Annotated in this window: 17 protein-coding genes; 7 read left to right on the plus strand and 10 right to left on the minus strand. The window is 71.2% G+C overall.

What is annotated here, in order from left to right; translation table 11 throughout:
• Nucleotides 1–5: 5 nt before the first annotated feature.
• The 3 genes from EDF64_RS02205 to alsS are packed head-to-tail and all read right to left on the minus strand — an operon-like array spanning nucleotide 6 to nucleotide 2946.
• The gene (locus tag EDF64_RS02205) at nucleotides 6–482 is read right to left on the minus strand and encodes a lipocalin-like domain-containing protein (RefSeq protein ID WP_133518439.1); all 477 of its coding nucleotides are present in this window, start codon (nucleotides 480–482) and stop codon (nucleotides 6–8) included.
• Entirely contained in the window at nucleotides 479–1228 is a 750-nt protein-coding gene (gene budA, locus EDF64_RS02210; RefSeq protein WP_133518440.1) for an acetolactate decarboxylase, read from the minus strand. Before budA ends, EDF64_RS02205 begins: the two co-directional genes overlap by 4 nt.
• Nucleotides 1225–2946: an acetolactate synthase AlsS gene (gene alsS, locus EDF64_RS02215; protein ID WP_133518441.1), complete on the minus strand. Its 1722-nt coding sequence runs from the start codon at nucleotides 2944–2946 to the stop codon at nucleotides 1225–1227. The genes budA and alsS overlap by 4 nt, the downstream gene beginning before the upstream one ends.
• A gap of 237 nt (nucleotides 2947–3183) precedes the next feature.
• Between alsS and EDF64_RS02220 the strand changes: the two genes are divergently transcribed.
• Nucleotides 3184–3945, plus strand: coding sequence for an aquaporin (locus tag EDF64_RS02220; RefSeq protein ID WP_243736207.1), 762 nt, complete (start codon nucleotides 3184–3186; stop codon nucleotides 3943–3945).
• On the opposite strand, the gene EDF64_RS02225 is transcribed toward EDF64_RS02220, so the two are convergent.
• Nucleotides 3938–6190 carry a helix-turn-helix domain-containing protein gene (locus EDF64_RS02225; RefSeq protein ID WP_133518442.1) on the minus strand — a complete coding sequence of 751 codons (2253 nt, stop codon included), beginning with the start codon at nucleotides 6188–6190 and terminating at the stop codon, nucleotides 3938–3940. The genes EDF64_RS02220 and EDF64_RS02225 overlap by 8 nt on opposite strands.
• Before the next feature lie 90 nt (nucleotides 6191–6280).
• On the minus strand, nucleotides 6281–7123 hold the full coding sequence (locus EDF64_RS02230) for a helix-turn-helix domain-containing protein (protein WP_133518443.1): 843 nt from the start codon (nucleotides 7121–7123) through the stop codon (nucleotides 6281–6283).
• A 177-nt stretch (nucleotides 7124–7300) separates the two neighbouring features.
• Between EDF64_RS02230 and EDF64_RS02235 the strand changes: the two genes are divergently transcribed.
• The 5 genes from EDF64_RS02235 (at nucleotide 7301) to EDF64_RS02255 (ending at nucleotide 12705) form a co-directional block, all read left to right on the plus strand.
• Complete coding sequence (locus EDF64_RS02235) at nucleotides 7301–9601, plus strand: helix-turn-helix domain-containing protein (protein WP_166645562.1); 2301 nt, start codon at nucleotides 7301–7303, stop codon at nucleotides 9599–9601.
• Nucleotides 9594–11324, plus strand: a complete 1731-nt coding sequence (locus EDF64_RS02240) for an alkaline phosphatase family protein (RefSeq protein ID WP_133518445.1) — start codon at nucleotides 9594–9596, stop codon at nucleotides 11322–11324. Before EDF64_RS02235 ends, EDF64_RS02240 begins: the two co-directional genes overlap by 8 nt.
• 87 nt (nucleotides 11325–11411) lie before the next feature.
• Nucleotides 11412–12026: a TetR/AcrR family transcriptional regulator gene (locus EDF64_RS02245; RefSeq protein WP_133518446.1), complete on the plus strand. Its 615-nt coding sequence runs from the start codon at nucleotides 11412–11414 to the stop codon at nucleotides 12024–12026.
• Complete coding sequence (locus EDF64_RS02250) at nucleotides 12023–12391, plus strand: DMT family transporter (protein WP_133518447.1); 369 nt, start codon at nucleotides 12023–12025, stop codon at nucleotides 12389–12391. The genes EDF64_RS02245 and EDF64_RS02250 overlap by 4 nt, the downstream gene beginning before the upstream one ends.
• The gene (locus EDF64_RS02255) at nucleotides 12391–12705 is read left to right on the plus strand and encodes a DMT family transporter (protein ID WP_133518448.1); all 315 of its coding nucleotides are present in this window, start codon (nucleotides 12391–12393) and stop codon (nucleotides 12703–12705) included. Before EDF64_RS02250 ends, EDF64_RS02255 begins: the two co-directional genes overlap by 1 nt.
• 199 nt (nucleotides 12706–12904) lie before the next feature.
• Here EDF64_RS02255 and EDF64_RS02260 read toward each other — a convergent pair whose 3' ends face one another.
• From EDF64_RS02260 to EDF64_RS02280, 5 genes are all read right to left on the minus strand, one after another.
• Nucleotides 12905–14980: an acyltransferase family protein gene (locus EDF64_RS02260; RefSeq protein ID WP_133518449.1), complete on the minus strand. Its 2076-nt coding sequence runs from the start codon at nucleotides 14978–14980 to the stop codon at nucleotides 12905–12907.
• A 75-nt stretch (nucleotides 14981–15055) separates the two neighbouring features.
• On the minus strand, nucleotides 15056–15850 hold the full coding sequence (locus tag EDF64_RS02265) for an SGNH/GDSL hydrolase family protein (protein ID WP_166645563.1): 795 nt from the start codon (nucleotides 15848–15850) through the stop codon (nucleotides 15056–15058).
• Nucleotides 15851–15930: 80 nt separating this feature from the next.
• On the minus strand, nucleotides 15931–16869 hold the full coding sequence (locus tag EDF64_RS02270) for an ABC transporter substrate-binding protein (protein ID WP_133518451.1): 939 nt from the start codon (nucleotides 16867–16869) through the stop codon (nucleotides 15931–15933).
• Entirely contained in the window at nucleotides 16869–17672 is an 804-nt protein-coding gene (locus EDF64_RS02275; RefSeq protein WP_133518452.1) for an ABC transporter permease, read from the minus strand. The genes EDF64_RS02270 and EDF64_RS02275 overlap by 1 nt, the downstream gene beginning before the upstream one ends.
• A gap of 2 nt (nucleotides 17673–17674) precedes the next feature.
• Nucleotides 17675–18427, minus strand: a complete 753-nt coding sequence (locus EDF64_RS02280; RefSeq protein WP_243736208.1) for an ABC transporter permease — start codon at nucleotides 18425–18427, stop codon at nucleotides 17675–17677.
• Between the two features lie 580 nt (nucleotides 18428–19007).
• On the opposite strand from EDF64_RS02280, the gene EDF64_RS02285 reads away from it, so the two are divergent.
• Nucleotides 19008–20170, plus strand: a protein-coding gene (locus tag EDF64_RS02285) for an IS3 family transposase (RefSeq protein WP_133518453.1) whose coding sequence is annotated in 2 segments (ribosomal slippage) — nucleotides 19008–19287 and nucleotides 19287–20170 — 1164 coding nt in all. Because the reading frame shifts where the segments join, the coding sequence is not laid out codon by codon here.
• Nucleotides 20171–20211: the final 41 nt, after the last annotated feature.

A 20211-nucleotide genomic window follows, 5' to 3' on the forward strand; every position in this document is an offset into this window, starting at 1 on the left:
GCGCCTCAGCCGGCCGGCACCCGCCTCCAGCGGAGCTCGACGGTGAAGCGCCGTCCGTCGGGTGCCTCCCGTGGCGTCCCCGCCTCGTGGAGGAGCCCGTTCTCGATGCGGACGCGTCGTCGCTGCTCGCCGGCCTGCCAGTCGGTGAACAGGGCCGTCACGATGTGGTGGGTCACCGTGCCGGTGTCCTCGTCGAGCGTGAACGGTCCGGCGTAGGCGATGAACCGCTGCGCCATGGCCGCGAGCTGCCCGTCGGTCGCCCGTTGCGGATCGGTCGCACCGCTCCGGGGGCGGGACGCGTCGCCGAGGGTCGCGGAGACGGAACCGTCGGCCGTGTAGATGATGTAGCCGTCGGCGGTGGGACCGAACTCCGGCACCTGCTCGCCGTCGTCGAAGGTCTGCACGGCGCTGACGAGCGTCCACGCGCCGACGAGGTCGTCTACGGTGACGGTCGTGGGGGTGTCCGCTCGCGACGCGGTCATCCCTCGGCCTGCCGTTCCTGCTGGCCGATCTGGTCGACGTCGATGTCGGCGCCGAGGAACGCGGCGTCGTCCGGCACGGCGAGACGCATCTCGGAGATCGGTGTGATCCGGACACGCGCCTCCCGCACCGCCACGTCGAGCACGTGACCGCCGTGCTGACGGGCGTCGTCGACGTAGTGCAGGTGGTAGCCCGCGACGGAGATCGCCTGCTCGAACCGCGGCGTCCGGAAGCCCGCGACGGTACCGGTCGTCTCGTGGAGGGTGTTCGTCGTCTCGTACGCGGTCGCTTCGACGAGCGGTGGGTACGGCTCGTGCTGCTCCCCGACCGTCCGGGTCCGGACGGTGGAGAACGTCCCGTCGATCCGTACCGCGACGGGCAGGTTCGGGCTGCCCACCGCTGCGTCGACGCGGGCGGTCACCGCCGCGAGGGTGCAGGGCTCGTCGACGGTGATCTCCGTCGCGCCGTGGAAGCGCATCACCGCCGCGTACGGCGTCCGGTCCGTGCTCGACGCGACGGTCACGCTGCCGTCGTCACGGAGGTGGTAGCAGACGCCGTCGACGACGACCATCTCACCGTCGAGGTGGTTGAAGGTGCCCAGTCCGAAGTCGCCGTGCTCGAGGAGCTGCGCCACCGTGACGTCTCCGTCGTAGACGCCCGCCAGGAGGGCCGAGATCGTCGACGTCTGGTAGACCGCGTAGTCGTCCGAGTCGTCCACCCGGTGGGTGGGCTGCGATGGCGTGGTCATTCGAAGGAGTCCGCATCCAGGTGCGCGGCGATCTCGGCGTTGCGGCTGTAGTCGACCGCGACGTCGATGATCGACACCCCCGGCTCGTCGAGCGATGCGCGCAGCGCGGTCTCGAACTCGGCGAGCGTCGACACCCGCCGTCCGGTGCCGCCGAAGGTCTCGGCCAGGGCGACGGAGTCGTAGTCGCCGAGCTGGATCCCGGAGGTCCGGCCGTACTTCAGTTCCTCCTGGAACGCGACCATGTTGTAGGCGTTGTCCCGCATGATGATCTGGGTGAGGGAGAGACCGAGCCGGTTCGCCGTCTCGAGCTCCTGCGCGGAGAACAGGAACCCGCCGTCACCGGCCACCGACACGATCTGCGTCCCCGGCCGGAGGAGCGCGGCAGCCATCGCCCAGGGAAGCGCAACACCGAGCGTCTGCTGGCCGTTCGAGAAGAGCAGGTGCCGCGGCTCGTACACGCGGAAGTGCCGCGCCATGAAGATGTAGTTCGAGCCCATGTCGCACGCGACCGTCGCGTCGTCGTCGAGCACGTCCCGCAGCGTCAGGACCAGTCGCGCCGGGTCGACCAGGCCGGGTGCGGCGTCCGCCGTCCTCGCGTGGTCGTCGATCGCCGCGAGCTGCTCGCGGTGCTCGACCGCGCGGTGTCGCGCGTCGTCCGAGAGCGTCAGCCCGGAAACGGCGGGCAAGAGTGCGTCGATCGTCGCCGCGATGCTGCCCCGGAGCTCGAGGGCAGGGCGGTAGTGGCGGTCGTACGCGGCCGGGACGGTGTCGATGTGGATGACCGGTCGGTCCACCTCCGCGTTCCAGATCACCGGGTCGTACTCGACGGCGTCGTACCCGACCGCGATGATCAGGTCCGACTCGGTGAGCGCGAGGTCGGCAGGCTGGTTCTTGAAGAGGCCGACGCGTCCGAGGTAGTGGTCCTCGAGCTCGCGGGAGACGAGCCCCGCGGCCTGGAAGGTCTCGACGACGGGCAGCTCGGTGTCGGCGAGCACGGCCCGCAGTGCACGGACGCTCTCCGGGTCGGAGCCGCGGAGCCCGACCAGCAGCACCGGACGCTGAGCCGCGCGGATCAACTCGGCGGCGCGGGCGATCTCGTCCGCCGGAGCCGGCCCCAGGGCGGGCGTGGGGTTGGCCGGACGTCCGGCCGGGAGCGGTGTCGCCGCTGCCGCCAGCACGCTCGCCGACAGCACCACGGCGGCGGCACCCTTCGGCTCGGTGGATGCCGCCCGGAACGCGTTGGCCACGGCCTCGCGGACGTCGTCCGGATCGGTGGACTCCGTGGTCGACTTCGTGACCGTCGCCAGGAACGCAGCGGCGTCCATCGACTGGTGGGTGCGCTTGAGCCGGTCGGACAGCTGGACCGCGCCGGCCAGGGCGACGACGGGGTCCTGCTCGGTCGTGGCGGTGAGGAGGCCGGTCGCGAGGTTGGTCGTCCCCGGCCCGGACGTCACCAGCACCACGCCGGGGGTACCGGTGAGCCGCCCGACCGCCGCGGCCATGAACGCCGCGTTCTGCTCGTGTCGGCAGACGATGAGCTCCGGCCCGCCGTCGTTGAACGCGTCGAAGACGGCGTCGACCTTCGCGCCCGGGATCCCGAAGACGTACTGCACCCCGGCTTCGGTCAGCGCGTCGATGACCTGGTCGGCGCTCCGGTGTGGGTCGATGTGGTGCTGCGCGTCTGCCGTCGCCGCGGTGCTGGTTGCCTGGTCGGTCATGGTGCCGTTGCCTCTCGTCGGTGGTTTCGTGTCGAGGGTCGGTGCTGCCGGGACGCCTGGCGCCCTGCCGCTCCTGGCCCTCATCGCAGCAGAGCGACCGGCGCGGGGAGAGCGTCATGCGACTCGATCCGGGGCCGTCGAACCCCGGTCGGGTCAATCGACGCAAGCAGCAGGAGAGCGACCCCGCGACGCTCGGACCAGCGGGCCATCCGGCCCCCGGACGGAGGAGTGGACACGATGCCGGAGCGGACGAGCACCAGGGACGTCGACGAGCACGGGCGGCCGCCCGTGGCACACCGGCTGCTCGCCGAGGCCGCGGGGACCGCGTTCCTCGTGCTGGCGGTCGCCGGCACCGCGCTGTTCGACACCGGGTTCCGTGACGTCCACCTGGGATCAGGGTTCGTCGGGGTCGCCCTGGCACTCGGCATCAGCGTGTTCGTCGGCGCGAGCGCATTCGGGCCCGTGTCGGGCGGACACTGCAATCCGGCGGTGACCGTGGGGCTCGCGACGGCCGGCCGGTTCCGCTGGCAGGACGTCCCGCCGTACGTCGCCGCGCAGGTCGTCGGTGCCGTCGTCGGCGGGGGCGCGATCGCCCTCGTCGCGGCCGCGAGCGGGCGCTTCGTTGCACTATCGGCATCCGGTTTCGCGTCGACGGGGTGGGGTCCACTGTCGCCGGGCGGCTTCGGGTTCTGGTCGGCCTTCTCCGTCGAGGCGATCACGACCGGGGTGTTCGTCGCGGTCGTGCTGATCGTCACCCGACGTGCGACCGCCGTGACACCGCTGGTGATCGGTCTGACCCTGACCGCGGTCGCGTTGATCGCGATCCCGGTGTCGAACGGGTCGTTCAACCCGGCCAGGTCGATCGGGACGGCGGTGTACGGCGGCCCGACCGCCGCTGCACAGGTGTGGTTGTCACTCGTCGCGCCCACCCTGAGCGCCCTGGTGGTCGGTGCCGTTGCGCGGGTGCTGGACCGGCTCGGACGAGACCGCGTCAGGTGACGGCGGGGGAACCGCGACCTGCGGCGAGGCGCTCGGCAAGGCTCTCGCGGACGTCCGGTCGAGCTGCGCCGGGACTCGACCGGAGCGAGTCCATCGCAGCCTGGAAAGCAGCCGTTGCCCCATGAGCGTCACCGATCGCGGCCAGGGCGTCCCCACGGTCACGGAGCGCAAGGACCTCCCCGAGTCGCCAGTCGAGCCGAGCCGCTTCCCTGCGCGCCCGGTCGGCCGCGGCCACTGCGGCGGCCCACTGCCGCTGCGAGAGCAGGAACTCGGTGCGGAAGCTCATCGCGGAGACGGCATCGAAGCGGGCGACCTGGTCATCGGGGTCGACGGCCAAGCGCTCGGACGCATCGCGCTCGAGCTCGTCGAACGCTGCCCCGGCGGCAGCGCCGTCACCGAGCCGACCGAGGACGTTCGCGAGCCGCACAGACGCCTGCCGCCGCCCGTCGACGTCGCCGATCTCGGCGAAGACGGACACCGCCCGGGCGGCTGCGACCAGGGCGGCTTCGTGGTCGCCACCGGTGGAGAGCGCCCACGACTCGTAGAAGCTCGCCCACCCCTCGACGGATCGGTCACCGGCTGCACGTGCCGCCCGCCCAGACGCTCGTGCTGCACGGACGGCCGCCGCGTGGTCTGCCCGTTCGATCATCTCGGCCCACGCGACGTACCCGAGGTGCACACCCTCGAGACGCGCGTCCCCGAGCGCCTGTGCGGCGGTGACCGACAGTGCGAACAGGTCGCGCCAACGCCCCCAGTCCGACCAGCGGTCCGAGAACCAGTGCAAGGAGTCTGCGACGTCGACCACGGTGGTGTGGTGTCCGGCCGCGGCGGTCGCCTGGAAGGCCCACCACCAGTGTCGCCACTCACGTTCGATCCACGACCGCGCGGTCTCAGCGTCCGGCAGTCCGACACCGTCGTTCCCGGCCGCGGCGCCGTCTCGGTCGGGCTCGAACCACGCCCCGGCACGTTCGAGCTTCACGAGCAACCACGACCGGAGCCGGTCCGTCGCCAGCGCCTCGGCGTCCCCCGTCCCCTGTCGCAGGCGTTCCAGGGCGAAGAGCCGGACGAGGTCGTGCAGCCGGTGACGGTCGTCGCGACGGCGCTCGACGAGACCGAGGTCCACCAGTTCGTCCAGGGCGTCCTGCGCGTCGAGTACCGGGACGTCCGCAGCGGCGGCTGCCGCGCGGGCGTCGAAGTCGTCACTCGTGATCACCGAGACCGCGCGGAAGACCCGTGCGGTCACTTCGTCGAGTCCGTCGTACGAGAGCGCGAACGCCGCAGCGACCGCCAGGTCCCCGGCCACCAGTCCGCGGAGCCGACGGTCTTCGTCTCGGAGCCGGGCGACCACGTCCTCGACGTCCCAGGCCGGCCGGGCGAGGAGCCGGTTCCCAGCGACACGCAGCGCCAGCGGGTTCAGCGCACAGAGTCGCGCGAGCTCGTCGAGGTCACCACGCGAACGCTGTCCCACGGGGACGATGCGTTCGAGCAGCCGGACGCCGTCCTGCCCGGTGAGCGGCTCGAGGGTCACCCTGCGCATCCCGGGGTGGAGTGGGAGCGCACGTCGCGAGGTCACCAGCACGGTTGCACCCTCGGGCACGAGCACGGCGGACACCTGGTCGTCGGACGCCGCACCGTCGAGGAGCACCACCGGCCGGTGTTCCGTCGCGAGACGCTGCCACGCGGCCGCAGCGGCGGCGAACGTCCGCGGGGCCGTGGTACCGCCGACCTGCGCGACCAGCGCCTGCAGGACCTGCAGCGGGGTGAGCGGTCGAGCAGCGAGACCGTCGAGGTCCACGAAGACGACCCGCCGGTCCGCGCGACGGACGACCTCGAGCGCGGTGGACGTCTTCCCGATGCCGGGTGCGCCGTGCACGAGTACGGAACTGCCGGGACCGGCGGTCGTGAGGTGTTCCTGGATGATCCGGAGCTCGTCGCGGCGCCCCGTGAAGTCGACCACGGCCGGCGGCGGCGTCGTCAGGAAACGGGTGTCGGGCACGACGGTGTCCTCGACGGGACGTGCCGCTGCCAGCACCGCGTCGCGGGCTTCCCCGGGGAGCGCGAGCGCCTGGACGACCGCTTCGATCGTGCTTCGCCGGGGGTTCGTACTCACCCCTCGTTCGATGTCGCTGAGCGCACGGGCGCTGATGTCGGCCCGCACGGCGAGGTCCTCGAGCGTGAGCTCTGCGGCCAGGCGGGCCCGTCGCACGAGGTCGCCGACCGACGTCCGTTCCGGGCTGGGGGCCATGACCCGAGGGTGGCACGTGGGCCGAGACCCGGCAAGACGACTCCCGGGCTCGGATCGAGCGGTTCCGCCGGTCGCACCCGTCGCCCACGGTCAGGCCGACCTGACGCCACCGATCCGGCGGAGGTCCGCGTGTCCACCGACGACGCTGGCCAGGTAGGCGAGTGCCGCCGAGTCGGACGAGCCCGGGTCGGCCCAGAAGACGCGCAGGGTGACGCCGGACCCGGGGACGTCGAACTCCTGCCACGCGAGTTCGACGGTACCGATCGGCTCGACGGCGTGGCGGGAGCGCCCGTTCGGCCACGGCAGGGTGTCGTACCGCGCCCAGAGGCGCCGGAAGTCGTCGTCGCGGGTCGACAGGGCTCCGACGATCTCCCGCAGGCGCGGATCGTCCGGGTCGCTGGAGAGCCGGAGGGCCGCGACGCTGCGCTCGGCGGTCGTCGCCCAGTCGCCCCGCGCGGCCTCCCGGGCACGGTCGGTGAAGACGTCGACGACCAGGTTGCCCCGTCCGGCGCTCGGCACCCCGCCGAGCGCCGCCGCGAGCTGGTTCAGCTCGAGCACGTCGTGGTTCCGATCGCGCACCAGCACGGGGAGGTGGCGCCACTCGGCCAGCAGCGCCCGGACGGACCCGTCCACGACACCGGCGTCCTTCCGTCGGACCCCGCCGTGGGCCAGGTCGGTCATGAACGCCGTCGATGCGTCGTCGAGGACGAGTGCGCGCGCGAGCGCACGGAGCACCGCATCCGAAGGGACGTGACCGCGCCCCTGCTCCAGCCGGAGGTAGTACTCGGCGCTGATGCCGGCGAGCGCCGCGACCTCGGCACGCCGGAGTCCGGCGACCTTGCGCATCGGGTCGCGGTCGAGGCCGACCTGCTCGGGCTGGACGAGTGCGCGACGAGCCCAGAGGTACTCGCCGAACGCCGCTCCGCTCCGCATCGCACCCTCCGTCCTCACCGGGGCCGGCCCGGGTCCGTCGATTGCACCGCGTCGCCCCGGCGTGTCGCCATGCGGAGGACATGCGGAATCGACGGGACGGCTCGTCGGGCGACCGCACGACGAGCACCTGATCGCAGGGGGCTGGCGGCTGCGCCGAGCACCTGCGAGGCTTCGACCGTGCACCCGACACCCGGCACGACTCCCCTGCCCGATCTGCTCCGGCGGACGCGACTCGACGCGGGACTGACGATCCAGTCGCTCGCGGATCGGTCGACCGTGAGCCCGCGCGCGATCAGTGACATCGAACGCGGGATCAGCACCGTGCCCCGACGGCACACGGTCCTCGCCCTGGCGGCCGCGCTCGGCCTCGACGCTGCCGGGCGCGACCAGTTGCTCGCTGCCGTCCGCGGCAGTGCCCGCAAGCAGACCGCGGTCGGGCGACACGCGACGGTCACGCCCCTGCCGGTCTCCGACTTCACCGGGCGCGACGTCGAACTCACGCGCCTCGCGGCGCTCCTCGACACCGGCCAGGACCCGCAGACGATCCTCGTGTCCGGTCCCCCGGGGATCGGCAAGACGTCGATCGCCCTCGAAGCCGCACGACGGACCGAACGGACCATCGTCTTCGTCGACCTCGACGGACTCGGCACGGATCCCCTGACGTCCGTCGAGGTCCTGCAGTCCCTGCTCCGCCAGATCGCGACGGTCGACGGGACGGTGCCGGAATCCGCCGACGCCCTGGCCGCGCTCTGGCGGGAGGTCGCGGCCGAACGGCAGCCGCTCGTGGTCCTCGACAACGCCGGGTCCGAGGCGCAGGTCCGCCCCGTGGTCACGCCCGGAGTCCGCGGCCACGTCGTCGTGACCTCGCGCCGAGTGCTCAGCGGACTCAGCGGCGCGCAACACCTGTCCGTCGGGCACCTCGGAGTCGACGAGAGCGTGCAGCTGCTCACGAGCATCATCCCGGCCGCGCAGCGCGACGGAGCCGACCTCGCCGAGCTCGCCCGACTCTGCGACCACGTCCCGCTCGCCCTCCGCATCGCCGCGAACCGGGTCGCCGCCGATGCTGACCGCACGGTGCAGGACGTCAGCTCCGGACTGCGGTCCGAGGAACGTCGGCTCCGCGACCTCGTCGCCGGCGACCTCGCGGTCGAGGCGGCGTTCGAACTGTCCCACCGCGGCCTCGACACCGCGACCGCTGCGCTGTTCCACGCCGTGGCGGTCACCGACGGGCACGACTTCGACTCCGGGGTGGCGGCCGTGGCGGCGGACGTCGACGTCGACACTGCACAGGACGGCCTCGACACGCTGGCAGACCTCGGGCTGCTCGAACCCCTCCGCGGGGACCGGTACCGCCTCCACGACCTGATCACCCTCTACGCCCTGCAGCACCTCCGCGCCGACGGACCGGATTCCGAGGCAGAGCACCGCCTCCGGCTCCGCCGTCGGCTGCTCACCCTCCTCGAGCGTGCCGGCGCCTGGTTCGAGCCGGACCGCGACCCACTCCGGCAGGGCGCGGACGCAGCGGGCTTCCCGGACGCCGACGTCGCGCGGGCCTGGATCGAGCGCGAGTGGCCGCTGTGGTGGGCAGCGTTCCGCCAGGCCGCTGCGGCGGGCGAGGACACGGTCGTGCTCGACGTCGCGGACGCACTGCACTGGTACTCCGACCTCTGGTCGCAGTGGGGCAACTGGCGCGACCTGTTCGCGCGCGCCGTGGCGGCGGCCCGACACGTGGGCGACCATCGACTCGAGGCCATGCACCTGGGGTACGTCGCGTGGGCCGAGCTCCGCGAACGCGCCGACCCGCACGCAGCCGTCAGCGCCGCCAGGGAGGCCCGATCCGCAGCGGTCGCAGCCGCTGACCGGACACAGGAGGGATGGGCGCTCGTCTACGAAGCCTGGGCCACGACGCGGGTGGCGGGCAGAGCACCCGATGCGCTCCCGCTCGCCCACGACGCGATCGCCGCGTTCGCGGAGAGCGGGGACGAGCTGGGGCGAGCACAGGCGGACAACCTCGTGACCCTCGTCCTCGAGCGGATCGGTGACGACGCGACGGCGCTCGTGTCCCTGCGTGGTGTCCTCGACCGTGCACGCGCGGCGCACCTGGAGGACCCGAGCACGATCACGTCGGTCACGCTCGTGACGGCGCTGCTGATCGCCACTCGACTGCGCCGGAGTACCGGAGACCGCGAAGGATCGCTGCGAGCGGCAGACGAGGCGATCGGAGTGGCATCCGCCGTCGGGATGAACGTCGACCACCTCCTCGCGTTGCGCGAGCGCGGCGACACGCTCGCCGCGCTCGGTCGTCGGGCCGCCGCCCACGAGGACTTCACCCGGTCGCTGCAGCTGCTCGACGCCGAGAACGAGACCGGGTACGCGAGCGAGTGGCGCGCGGGGCTGCTGGAGCGCCTCGATGACGGGAGCGCAGGATCGAACGGCACCGACGAACGAGGAGCCGCAGTGGGACCATCGCATGACTGACCGACCCGACGCCCAGGGTGGCGGCTCCTCCTCGCGCCGGACGTTCCTCCGTCGAGCCGGCATCGGCGCCGCCGGAGCCGCACTCGGTGCCGGGGCCGTCGCCGCCGGCGCCGCGTACGACGCCTCGGTGCACGACGCCCGGTACGGCTTCCACCCGCTGCCCGAGCGTCCGGAGCCCGGCTTCGATCACGTCGTCGTCCTGATGTTCGAGAACCGGAGCTTCGACCACGTCCTCGGCCGCCTCTACGCCGACGACGAGCTGCGGTCCGGGCAGTCGTTCGAGGGGCTCCAGCACGGCACGCACGAGAACCGCGCTCCGGACGGGACCGTCGTCCCGGCGCACGTGTACGAGGGGTCGACCGACGTCGTGATGAGCCAGCCGGATCCCGATCCGGGCGAGTTCTACCCGCACGTCAACACGCAGTGGTTCGGCACCGTGGACCCGCCCGGCAACGCCGACCCGGTGCGGAACGGGTACGCGGCGCCGTTCAACGCCCCGAGGGACACCAGCGCGCCGACGATGTCCGGGTTCGTCCACGACTACGTGGTGAACTTCCGCATCGAGCGGGGTCGCGAGCCCACCGTCGAGGAGTACTCGCGCGTGATGGGCGGGTTCTCCCCCGCGATGCTGCCGGTGTTCTCGACGCTCGCGAAGGCCTTCGCGGTGTACGACCACTGGCACTGCGCCGTCCCCTCGCAGACGTTCTGCAACCGGTCGTTCTTCCACGCCAGCACGTCGCACGGCTACGTCACGAACGGTCTTGACGGCGGGCCGCAGAAGTGGCTGGGCGCCGAGGCCGTCCCGACGCTCTTCAACCGGCTCGAGGACGCCGGCAAGAGCTGGCGGGTGTACTTCGACGCGCGACAGGTCGTCTCGTTGACCGGCTTCCTCCACGCCCCGTCCATCGAGAAGTACTGGAAGTCGAACTTCCGGAGCATGGAGCAGTTCCACGAGGACGCCGCGAACGGCACCCTGCCGGACTACGCCTTCGTCGAACCGCGGATGATGTTCGACCACAACGACATGCACCCACCGGTCAGTCGTCCGGCCGAGGGACCCGGGTCCGAGCGTGCCGAGGTCGACTCCGCGATGTCCGACGTGCGGGCGGCCGAGGTCCTGCTCGCCGAGGTCTACGGCGCCGTCCGCGGCGGACGCAGCGAGAGCGGCTCGAACGCGATCAACACCGCGCTCGTGGTCACCTTCGACGAGCACGGCGGGATCTACGACCATGTGCCGCCGCCCGGTGCCGTCCCGCCGTCGGGGTCCCCGGAGCCCGGCGAGATGGGGTTCACCTTCGACCGTCTCGGTGGTCGGGTCCCGACCTTCGTCGTCTCCGCCTACACGGAACCCGGCACGATCATCAACGACCCGATGCACCACGCCGCGATCGTCCACACGGTCACCGAGCAGCACGGGCTCGAGCCGCTGACCCACCGCGACGCCGGCGCCCGCGGGATCCACAACGTCCTCAACCGGACGTCGCCGCGGCAGCCGCAGCTCTGGCCCGACGTGGCGCGACCGTACGTGCCGACCAACCCGGAGTCGAGCCGGAAGCCGCCGAGCGACCGGGACCGCGACCGCCCGCTCACGGCTCCGGGGATGGGCCTGCTCGGCCTGCTCCTGGCGAAGTACGACCCGGGGGCGCCCGTCCCGAAGACGTTCGGGGACGCGTACGACGTGCTGACGGAGCACGGCCAGGGCCTGTTCGGCGACCGCGACTGACGGCGTCCGATCCGGCCTCGAGGGACGAGCTCGTGCACGGCGGATCCACAGTTGGCCACTTGGCCAAATCGGGCTACGCTCGAGGACATGTCCGCACCCCGTGAACACCGTCCCCAGGACGAGCGACGCCGCCAGCTGGTCGAGGCGGCCGTCGCCGTCATGACCGACGAGGGGGTCGGCGCGGTGACCACCCGCGCCGTGACGACCCGCGCCGGCCTGCCGCACGGCTCGTTCCACTACTGCTTCGACTCGAAGGCCGACCTGTTCGGCGCCATCCTCGAGCAGGAGCTCCGCACCGCCCTCGCCGCCGCGTTCGACCCTCCAGCCGGTCCGGTCGACCCCGTGGAGCGCATCGCCCACGGCCTGCAGGCTCGGCTCGACCTCGTCACGGCCCACCCCGACCACGCGCTCGCGCTCGTCGAGCTGACCGCCCTGTCCCACCGCGATCCCGGACTCGGGCACCTCGCCCGGTGGGAGCAGGACGAGTACCGCCGCGAGGTCACACGCAACGTCGACGAGTGGACCGCGACCGACGGGCTCCGGTGGTCGGCACCGACCACCCGGGTCGCCGCCCTCCTCATCGCCGTCGCCGACGGGATCGCGAACTCCTGGCTCGCCGACCGCGACGACGACGCAGCCCGCGCCTCGGTGGATCTCGCCGCGCGCGCCGTCGCGTCCCTGCTCGAGGGGAGCCACTCGTGACCTGGCTGTGGCTCGCCGGAGCCGTCACGGTGGAGGTGACCGCGTCGCTCGCGCTGCAGGCCGCGGTCGACGCCCCCGGTTGGTACGCCCTCGTCGTCGTCGGCTACCTCTCGGCCTTCGTCTGCCTGACCCGCGTGCTCAAGGGCGGCATGGCCATCGGCGTCGCCTACGGGATCTGGGGCGCCGCCGGCGTCGCGCTGACCGCGGTCATGGCAGCGGTCCTGTTCGGCCAGGCCCTCACCGGCGTCATGATCGTCGGGCTCGTCCTCATCGTCGCCGACGTGCTGCTCGTCGAACTCGGATCCCAACGGGCGCACGCGGCACGCGCCCGGGCTGCGGCTCGTCGCGTCGAGGGTGGCGCCTGATGGGGTGGGTGCTGCTGTCGATCGCGATCCTGTGCGAGGTCGTGGCCACCATCAGCCTGAAGCTCGCCACCGACGGCCGGAAGCGCTGGTACGTCGTCGTCGGCATCGGGTACGTCGTCGCGTTCTCCCTGCTCGCCGGAGCGCTCGCGCTCGGCCTGCCGATCGGGGTCGCCTACGGCGTCTGGGCCGCGACCGGCGTCGCCCTCACCGCGGTCCTCGGACGCCTGCTGTTCAAGGACCCCCTCACCTGGCTCATGGGAGCCGGCATCGCGTGCATCATCGCGGGGGTGTTCCTGATCGAGCTCGGGCACTGACCCGTCCAGGGCCGCGACGGAGCGAGCTGCGCGTTGCGGACGGCGGCGACGCTCTGGGAGCACCCGCTGACGGACTGGAGGCGCGCTGCCAGCTGGTGGCGCGCCTCCAGTCAGAACGCGGTCGGCCCCGCCACGCGCCGACGGAACGGTCCAGCGCGGCGGTGCCGTCGCCTCCGTGGGCGGGCGGCGCCCTCCGTCGTCAGCGCTCGGCGGCCTTGACGATCCGGGGTCCCACGATGCCGGCCGTGGTCTCGGCGAACGACGCCGTCATGTGGTGCCGGTCGAAGTAGACGATCAGCCCGCCCTCGACCGCGTGGCAGGTGTCGCCGGTGCAGAACAGGTCGGTCATGTCCACCACCGGGACGTCGCTGGTCGCGGCGGCCTGGAGCATCGGGTCCTGGTCGGCCGGCAGCTGGGCACGTGCGAGCGGGGTCGTGCACGGGTCCGCGTCGTCCAGGTGCTGCGCGACGCACTGCGGGACGTTCACCTCGGCGGACACCGGGACGTCGCGGAGCGCCACGACCTGCTTGCCGGCGTCCTGCAGCGGCTTCCAGACGGACTCGAAGTCCTTCGCGGTCACCGGGCGCCACGGGGCGTCGCTCGTCGTGTAGGCGGGGGTGTAGTTCGTGAAGACGACCGCCTGGACGTCCGCCGTCCGCAGGTCCTGCTGGACCGAGGCACCCCACGTCGCGCAGCTGTTCACGACGGCGGGCCGACCGTTGTGCTGGGCCTCGATCCCGGGGATTCCGAGGCCGATGCAGAAGCTCTTGAGGTACGTGACGAACTCGATGCGGTGCTGCTTGCCGTACCGGTCGAGGGGCACGAGGTACTGCCCCGCGTGCGAGTCGCCGACCAGGGCGATCCGCTTGGTCGGCTGCTCGGTGTCGCCGATGCGGCAGGTCATCACACCCGTCTCGGTGAGCCCCTGCTTGCACGGGTCCTCGACCGCGACGCCCTTGCCGATGTCGGCCCGGGCGACGCCGGGTTCGGTCAGGGCGTTCGGCCGGTTCGGGTCCTTGCAGTCCGGGTCGCCGACGGCGAGTGCGCCGACGCAGGGTCGTTGCTCGCTGAGCGAGTGCTGCAGCGCGTCGGCGCGGGCGGTGATCGTCGCCGTCGTCGCCGCGGCGACCGAGGTGGACGCACCGAGCACGAGGGCCGCGGTCGCGACGCCGGCGACGACCGAGACCAGCGGGCGTCGGAGGGTGAGCACCGGCATCGTGCGCGCCGGGTCCTCGACGAACCGCTTCGTCAGGGTCGCGAGCACCAGGGAGAGCACCACGACGGCGAGCTTCGACTTGAAGCCGAGCGGGTGGCCGAGCGCGAAGGGCACGATCGTCAGGATCGGCCAGTGCCAGAGGTACAGCGAGTAGGAGATGCCGCCCAGCCACTGCACCCGCGGGAACCGGGCGAGGTGGGTCGGCGACCACCAGATGTGCGGGGTCCCCGCGGCGATCACCAGCATCGTCCCGACGACGGGGAGCAGGGCGGTCCAGCCGGGGAACGGCGTCGCCTCGGTGAAGAAGAGCAGCGCGCCGGCGATCATCGCGAGCCCGGCCCAGCTCATCGACGCCGCGAGCACCCGGCGGGGCTTGTGCCGACCGTAGGTGACGAACGCGAGGATGCCACCGAGACCGAGCTCCCATGCACGGGTCGTGGTGTCGAAGTACGCGGTCGAGGGCGAGGTGTTCGTGATCACGACGGAGAGCACGAGGCTGATGGCGGTGATGCCCGTCAGGACGAAGAACACCCGCCGCGCGGTGCTGATCCCCCGCCGTCGCCGCGGCAGCGCGAGGACGCCGAGGACGATCAGCGGCCAGGCGATGTAGAACTGCTCCTCCACCGACAGCGACCAGAAGTGCTGCACCGGTGACGCGGCGTCGTCTGCCCCGAGGTAGTCGATGCTCGACGCGGACAGCAGCCAGTTCTGCACGGACGCCGCAGACGCGGCGAACTCGTGGAAGTACTGCACCCACTGCACCTGCGGCACCCAGATGAGCGTCGCGATCGCGGTCACGACGAGGACCAGCGTGCTCGCGGGCAGCAGTCGTCGGACACGACGCGCCCAGAACCCGAGGAGGTCGACCCGTCGGGTCTTCTCGGTCTCGCGCAGCAGGTGGCCGATGATGAGGAAGCCCGAGATGACGAAGAACACGTCCACGCCGACGTACCCGCCGCTGAGCCGGTTCGGCCACAGGTGGTAGAGGACGACGGAGACGACGGCGATCGCGCGGAGCGCCTGGATCTCGGGTCGGAACCGCCCCTCGACCTGCTGCATGACACGCGTACTGATCTTCGGCTCCCTCACCCCTGGCTCCGCCGATCGCGGCAGCGCTGTTCCGCCTCCGGAATACTACTGTGCGCGAACCGGATGATCGAACGCGCCGACCCGGTCGTCGATCGGCGCCGGCAGGGTGACGCCGTCGTTCTGCCCCTCCCGGGGGACGACACCGGTCAGAGCCGTCTCGATCGCGTCGGCGATGTGCGCCTGCCCGCGATCGTTGGGGTGCTGGCCGTCGGGGCTGATCATCGTGCTCGTGTCCCACCCGGCGGAGGCGTCGGCGACGAGGACCGAGCCGTCCTGCGGGTACGTCGCGACGACCTCCCGCAGCGCCCGGTTGTAGCGGGCCACGTCGTCGTCGGTCGGCGGGTTCGGGTACCGGGCGTAGCCGACGGCGGTCGACGGGGTGTCGAGGACGACGACGACGGTGGGTGGGAACGGTCCGGGTCCGCGGACCCAGTCGATGAACGCGCGGACGTTCGCTCGGAAGGTGCCCTCGGGCACGTGCCGACCGACGTCGTTCTGGTTGCCGAGGAACGTGACGAGCCCGGAGTCACCCCGGTGCCAGGTGGCCTTTGCCCGGGCGAGGATCGCCGAGGTCGTCGCTCCCCGGACCGTGCGGTTCGCCCAGCGGTATGGGTCCGCGCCGAGAGCGTCTCGCACCAGGGCCGGGTAGAGCGTGCTCGGGGTGGAGCCGGTGCCCGGGTTGACCTGTCCGAAGGAGTGTCCGTACGCGACGTACCGGACCCCGCGGAGCACGTCGGTCGTGGCGGGAGGGGCGGGTGACGCCGGAGGCGACTCGGGCGCAGCCGCCGGGGCGAGCGCGATCAGGACGGCGAAGACGGCTGCGGCGACGCCCGTGAGCACGGAGCGGCACCGCCGGTTGCTCCGCACGCACGAGCCCGCTGCACGCAGCACGCCTCGCCCCGCCCGACGTCTTCCCCGCGCTACTTCAGCAGCCCTTCCTTGGTCAGCCAGTCCTTCGCCGCGGTCGTGGCCTGGGCCTTCTCGCTGCCTTCGACGCGGTTCCGCAGGGCGATGAGGTCATCCGTCGTCAGCTTCGCGGAGATCTTGTTCAACACCGATGCGAGTTTCGCGCTGTAGATGTCCTTGTTGAGGAACGGCAGGACGTTCTGCGCAGCGATCAGGTTCTTCGGGTCCTTCAGCACCTGCAGCTTCTTCGTCACCAGGTCGGGCGACGTCGTGTAGATGTCGGCCACCTGCACCGTGTCGTCGACGAGCGCCTTGACCGTGTCGGGTCCGCCGTAGTCCTCGATCGACTTGAACGTGACCTTGTCGACGCCGTACGTCGACTTGAGCCCGGGGATGCCGTACGGCAGCGTGCCGAACTGCGGGTTGGCTCCGAGGGTGAACGGCTCGATCTTCGACAGGTCGGAGATCGACTCGAGGCCGTTCTTCTCCGCCGTCGCCTGGGTCACGACGTAGGCGTCCTTGTCCTGCGCCGGCGACGGCTCGAGCACCTGGAAGTCCTTCGGGATCTCGGACTTCAGGGCGGCGTCGACGTCGGCCGTCGTCTTCGCGGAGGCCTTGGTGTCGTAGAAGAACAGCAGGTTGCCGTTGTACTCCGGCATGAGGTTGATCGAGCCGTCCTTGAGCGCGGGGATCGTGGTCTGCCGCGGGCCGAGGTTGAACTTGGTCGTCACGTCGAACCCGGCGTCCTTGAGCGCCAGGGCGTACATGTTGCCGAGGATCTCGCTCTCCGGGAAGTTGAACGAGCCGACGACGATCGGCGTGCTGCCCGATCCGCTGCCGCCGCCGGAGGTCGCTCCCGTCGGGTCGGAGGTCGAACACCCGGAGAGCGCCACGATCGCGCCGATCGCCACCGCGCCCGCGAGGATGCGCGTTCTGGTGCCTGCTGTGAACATCAGTGGTCCCTTTCGTCGACGGAGGATACCGTCACCGCTCGGCGCCGGAGTGGCAGCGAGCGGACGTCTGTGCGGCTGCGGCGGGTTCGGCCCGCCCCGCTGCGGCGGGTTCGGCTCGGTCCGCCGCGTCGTGTGAGGTGCTGCGCGAGCGCGAAGAGCCCGTCGATCACGAGTGCGAGCACCGTCACGAGCAAGGCACCACCGAGGATGAGGTCGTTGTCGTTCAGGCTGATGCCCGTCGAGATGATCGCACCGAGCCCGCCGAGCGAGATGTACGACGCGATCACGACCGTCGCGATGACCTGCAGGACGGACGCCCGGATGCCACCGATGATGAGCGGCAGCGACAGCGGGATCTCGACCTTGAACAGGATCTGCAGCTCGGTCATCCCGACCGAGCGAGCGGCGTCCACCGTCTGCGGGTCCACTGACTCCACGCCCGCGTACGCCCCGGCGAGGATCGAGGGGATCGCCAGGACGACGAACGCGATGATCGACGCGATGAAGGCGGTCTGCGTGAACGGCACGGTCATCCCGATGACGACGAAGAGGGTGCCGAGCAGGCCGAGCGTCGGCAGCGCGCGCATCGACCCGGTGAAGGCGATGACGAAGCCGCGCCCGCGCCCGGTGTGACCGATGTACAAGCCCAGCGGGAGCGCGATGAGGGCCGCGATGGCCACCGAGATGAACGTGTACAGGAGGTGCTCGCCGATCCGGTCCTGGATCGGGAGCGGCGTCTGGAGTCCGGGACGGTAGTTCGCCGGGTCGAGCAGCCAGGCGACCGCACTGAGGAAGAACTGCACGGTCAGGCCCCCCGCTCGATCGTCGCCAGCGTCGCGTTGCTGCGCATCCGCCGCGTCCGCCGCGGTGTCCGACGCGACCACGGCATGAGGATGCGCCCGAGCGCCACCAGGACGGTGTCGAACACCAGGGCGATGACGAGGCTCGCCACGACGCCGACGAGGATCTCCTCGAGGAACTGCCGCTGACGCCCGTCCGTGAACAGGAAGCCGATGTTCGCGGAACCGACCAGGGCGCCCACCGAGACCAGGGCGACGGTGCTCGCCGAGACCACCCGGATCCCTGCGAGGAGCACGGGACCCGCCAACGGGAGCTCGACCGCCCAGAAGCGCTTCCACGCGGAGAAACCCACCGCGGTTGCCGAGTCGACGACGTCAGCCGGCACAGCGGCGAACGCGTCGGCTGCCAGTCGCACCATGATGGCCACCGCGTAGACGGAGAGCCCGACCACGATGTTCACCGGATCCGTGATGCGGGTGCCGAGCAGGTAGGGCAGGATCACGAAGAGCGGCAACGACGGGATCGTGTAGAGCAGGCTGCCGCCGCCGACGATGACCGATCGCACCGCCCGCCAACGAGTCGCCACCCAGCCCAGCGGCACGGCCACGACGAAGCCGAGGACGACGGGCACCGCGGCGAGGGCCACGTGCGTGACGGTGAGGCTCCAGATGAGACCGAAGTTCGCGATGATCCAGTTCAGGGCAGCATCCCAATCCTCGTCGGACAGCCAACGAATGCGGCCTTCGTCCCGCAGCACCGCTGCGTCGACCCCAGAATAGCCGCGCAGGGCGGATCTGACCGGCCTGCCGAGGTCACACCCGGCGTCGAGGCCGCGGATCCACTGGCGAGGTGTTCGGCTTATTCGCGGATGCCAGTAGTGGCGGGGATCGCGGATCCCAGTGCTGACGGGCGTTCCACGGGTTTTGGGATTCTGTTCCACGGGCCGAAGAACCCTCCATCGGGGGTAGCACTGCCGGTCCAAACACTTTCGAGGGTGCGGAACGAAGCTTGGCTCGCCCGCTCGTCCAGGCCTAGAGCAACCCTGAGCTCTACGGCATCCAAGCAGTCTCGTCGCTGCGCTTGCGGCGTGCAGCTTCGCCGGGCAGCGCGAGCGCAGGCTTTGCGTACGTCGCATAGAACTCGACCCAGCGCTTGGCGACACGAGGGTCTAGCAAACTGCTACCGATCTGCACCCCGGCACCCCCGCCGTGCACGAGCACCGAAGCCCAGCCCCCTTCAGACTCCGCGAATCGAAACGTCAGCTGCTCGGGACTGCTGCAGGTTTGGTTGACTCCTAACAGGTAGGGGCGTTGGCTCCTGCTGGAAGGATGTGCGCCATGGTGAAGGCGTATCCGGAAGAGTTCCGCCGTGATGTGATCGCGGTCGCCCGGAAGGGCGAGACGTCGGTGCGGCAGGTCGCGAAGGACTTCGGTGTGTCCGAGTCCTGCCTGGCCCGCTGGTTGCGGCTCGCGGACCGCGACGACGGCATCAGTGTTGCAGCGGTGCCGTCGGCGAAAGCGTTCGAGCAGGCGGAGGTGCGGGACGCCCAAAAGCGGATCCGGCTGCTCGAGCAGGAGAACGAGATCCTCCGCCGGGCGGCGGCGTACTTCGCTCAGTCGCAACTCCCAAAATGATCTACCCGCTGGTCCTCGAACTCGCCGACGATCGGATCCCGGTCGCGGTGGCCTGCCGGGTGTTGGGCTTCTCGAAGCAGGCCTTCTATCGGTGGCGTGCCGATCCGGTGACCGATCGCGACTGGGCGGACGCGCACCTGACCAAGGCAGCGATCGATGCGCACCGCGACGATCCGACGTTCGGATACCGGTTCATCGCCGATGACCTTCATGCTGCCGGCCACCGAGCATCAGAGCGGCGGGTGTGGCGGCTGTGCTCGCAACAGCGGCTCTGGTCGTTGCATGCGAAGAAGCGCGGCCTGAATCGCAAGGCCGGGCCGCCGGTGCACGACGACCGGGTCCGGCGTGCGTTCACGGCACCAGACCTCGACAAGCTCTGGCTGACGGACATCACTGAGCACCCGACCGGTGAGGGCAAGCTCTACCTCTGCGCGATCAAGGACGCCTGCTCGCGGCGCATCGTCGGCTACTCGATCAGTGACCGGATGCGGTCCTCGCTTGCCGTCGCGGCCTTGCACATGGCGATCTCCCGCCGGAACCCGTCAGGGACGGTCATCCATTCGGATCGGGGCAGCCAGTTCCGGTCGAAGAAGTTCGTCCGGGCGCTATCGGACGCCGGGCTGCTCGGATCGATGGGGCGGGTCGGCGCGTGCGCGGACAACGCGGCGATGGAATCGTTCTTCGCGCTCCTGCAGAAGAACGTCCTCAACCGGAGACGCTGGGGGACTCGGGAAGAGCTCCGGCTCGCGATCATCACCTGGATCGAAACGACCTACCACCGGAAACGGCGCCAACGTGGTCTGGGGAAGTTGACCCCGATCGAGTACGAGACGATCATCAACCCACAGGTCGCACTCGCGGCCTAATCGAACGAGTCAACCAAACCTGCAGCAGTCCCGCGAGCCAG

Origin of the sequence: Curtobacterium flaccumfaciens (genome assembly GCF_004361695.1) — a bacterium.
GTDB lineage: Bacteria > Actinomycetota > Actinomycetes > Actinomycetales > Microbacteriaceae > Curtobacterium > Curtobacterium flaccumfaciens_B.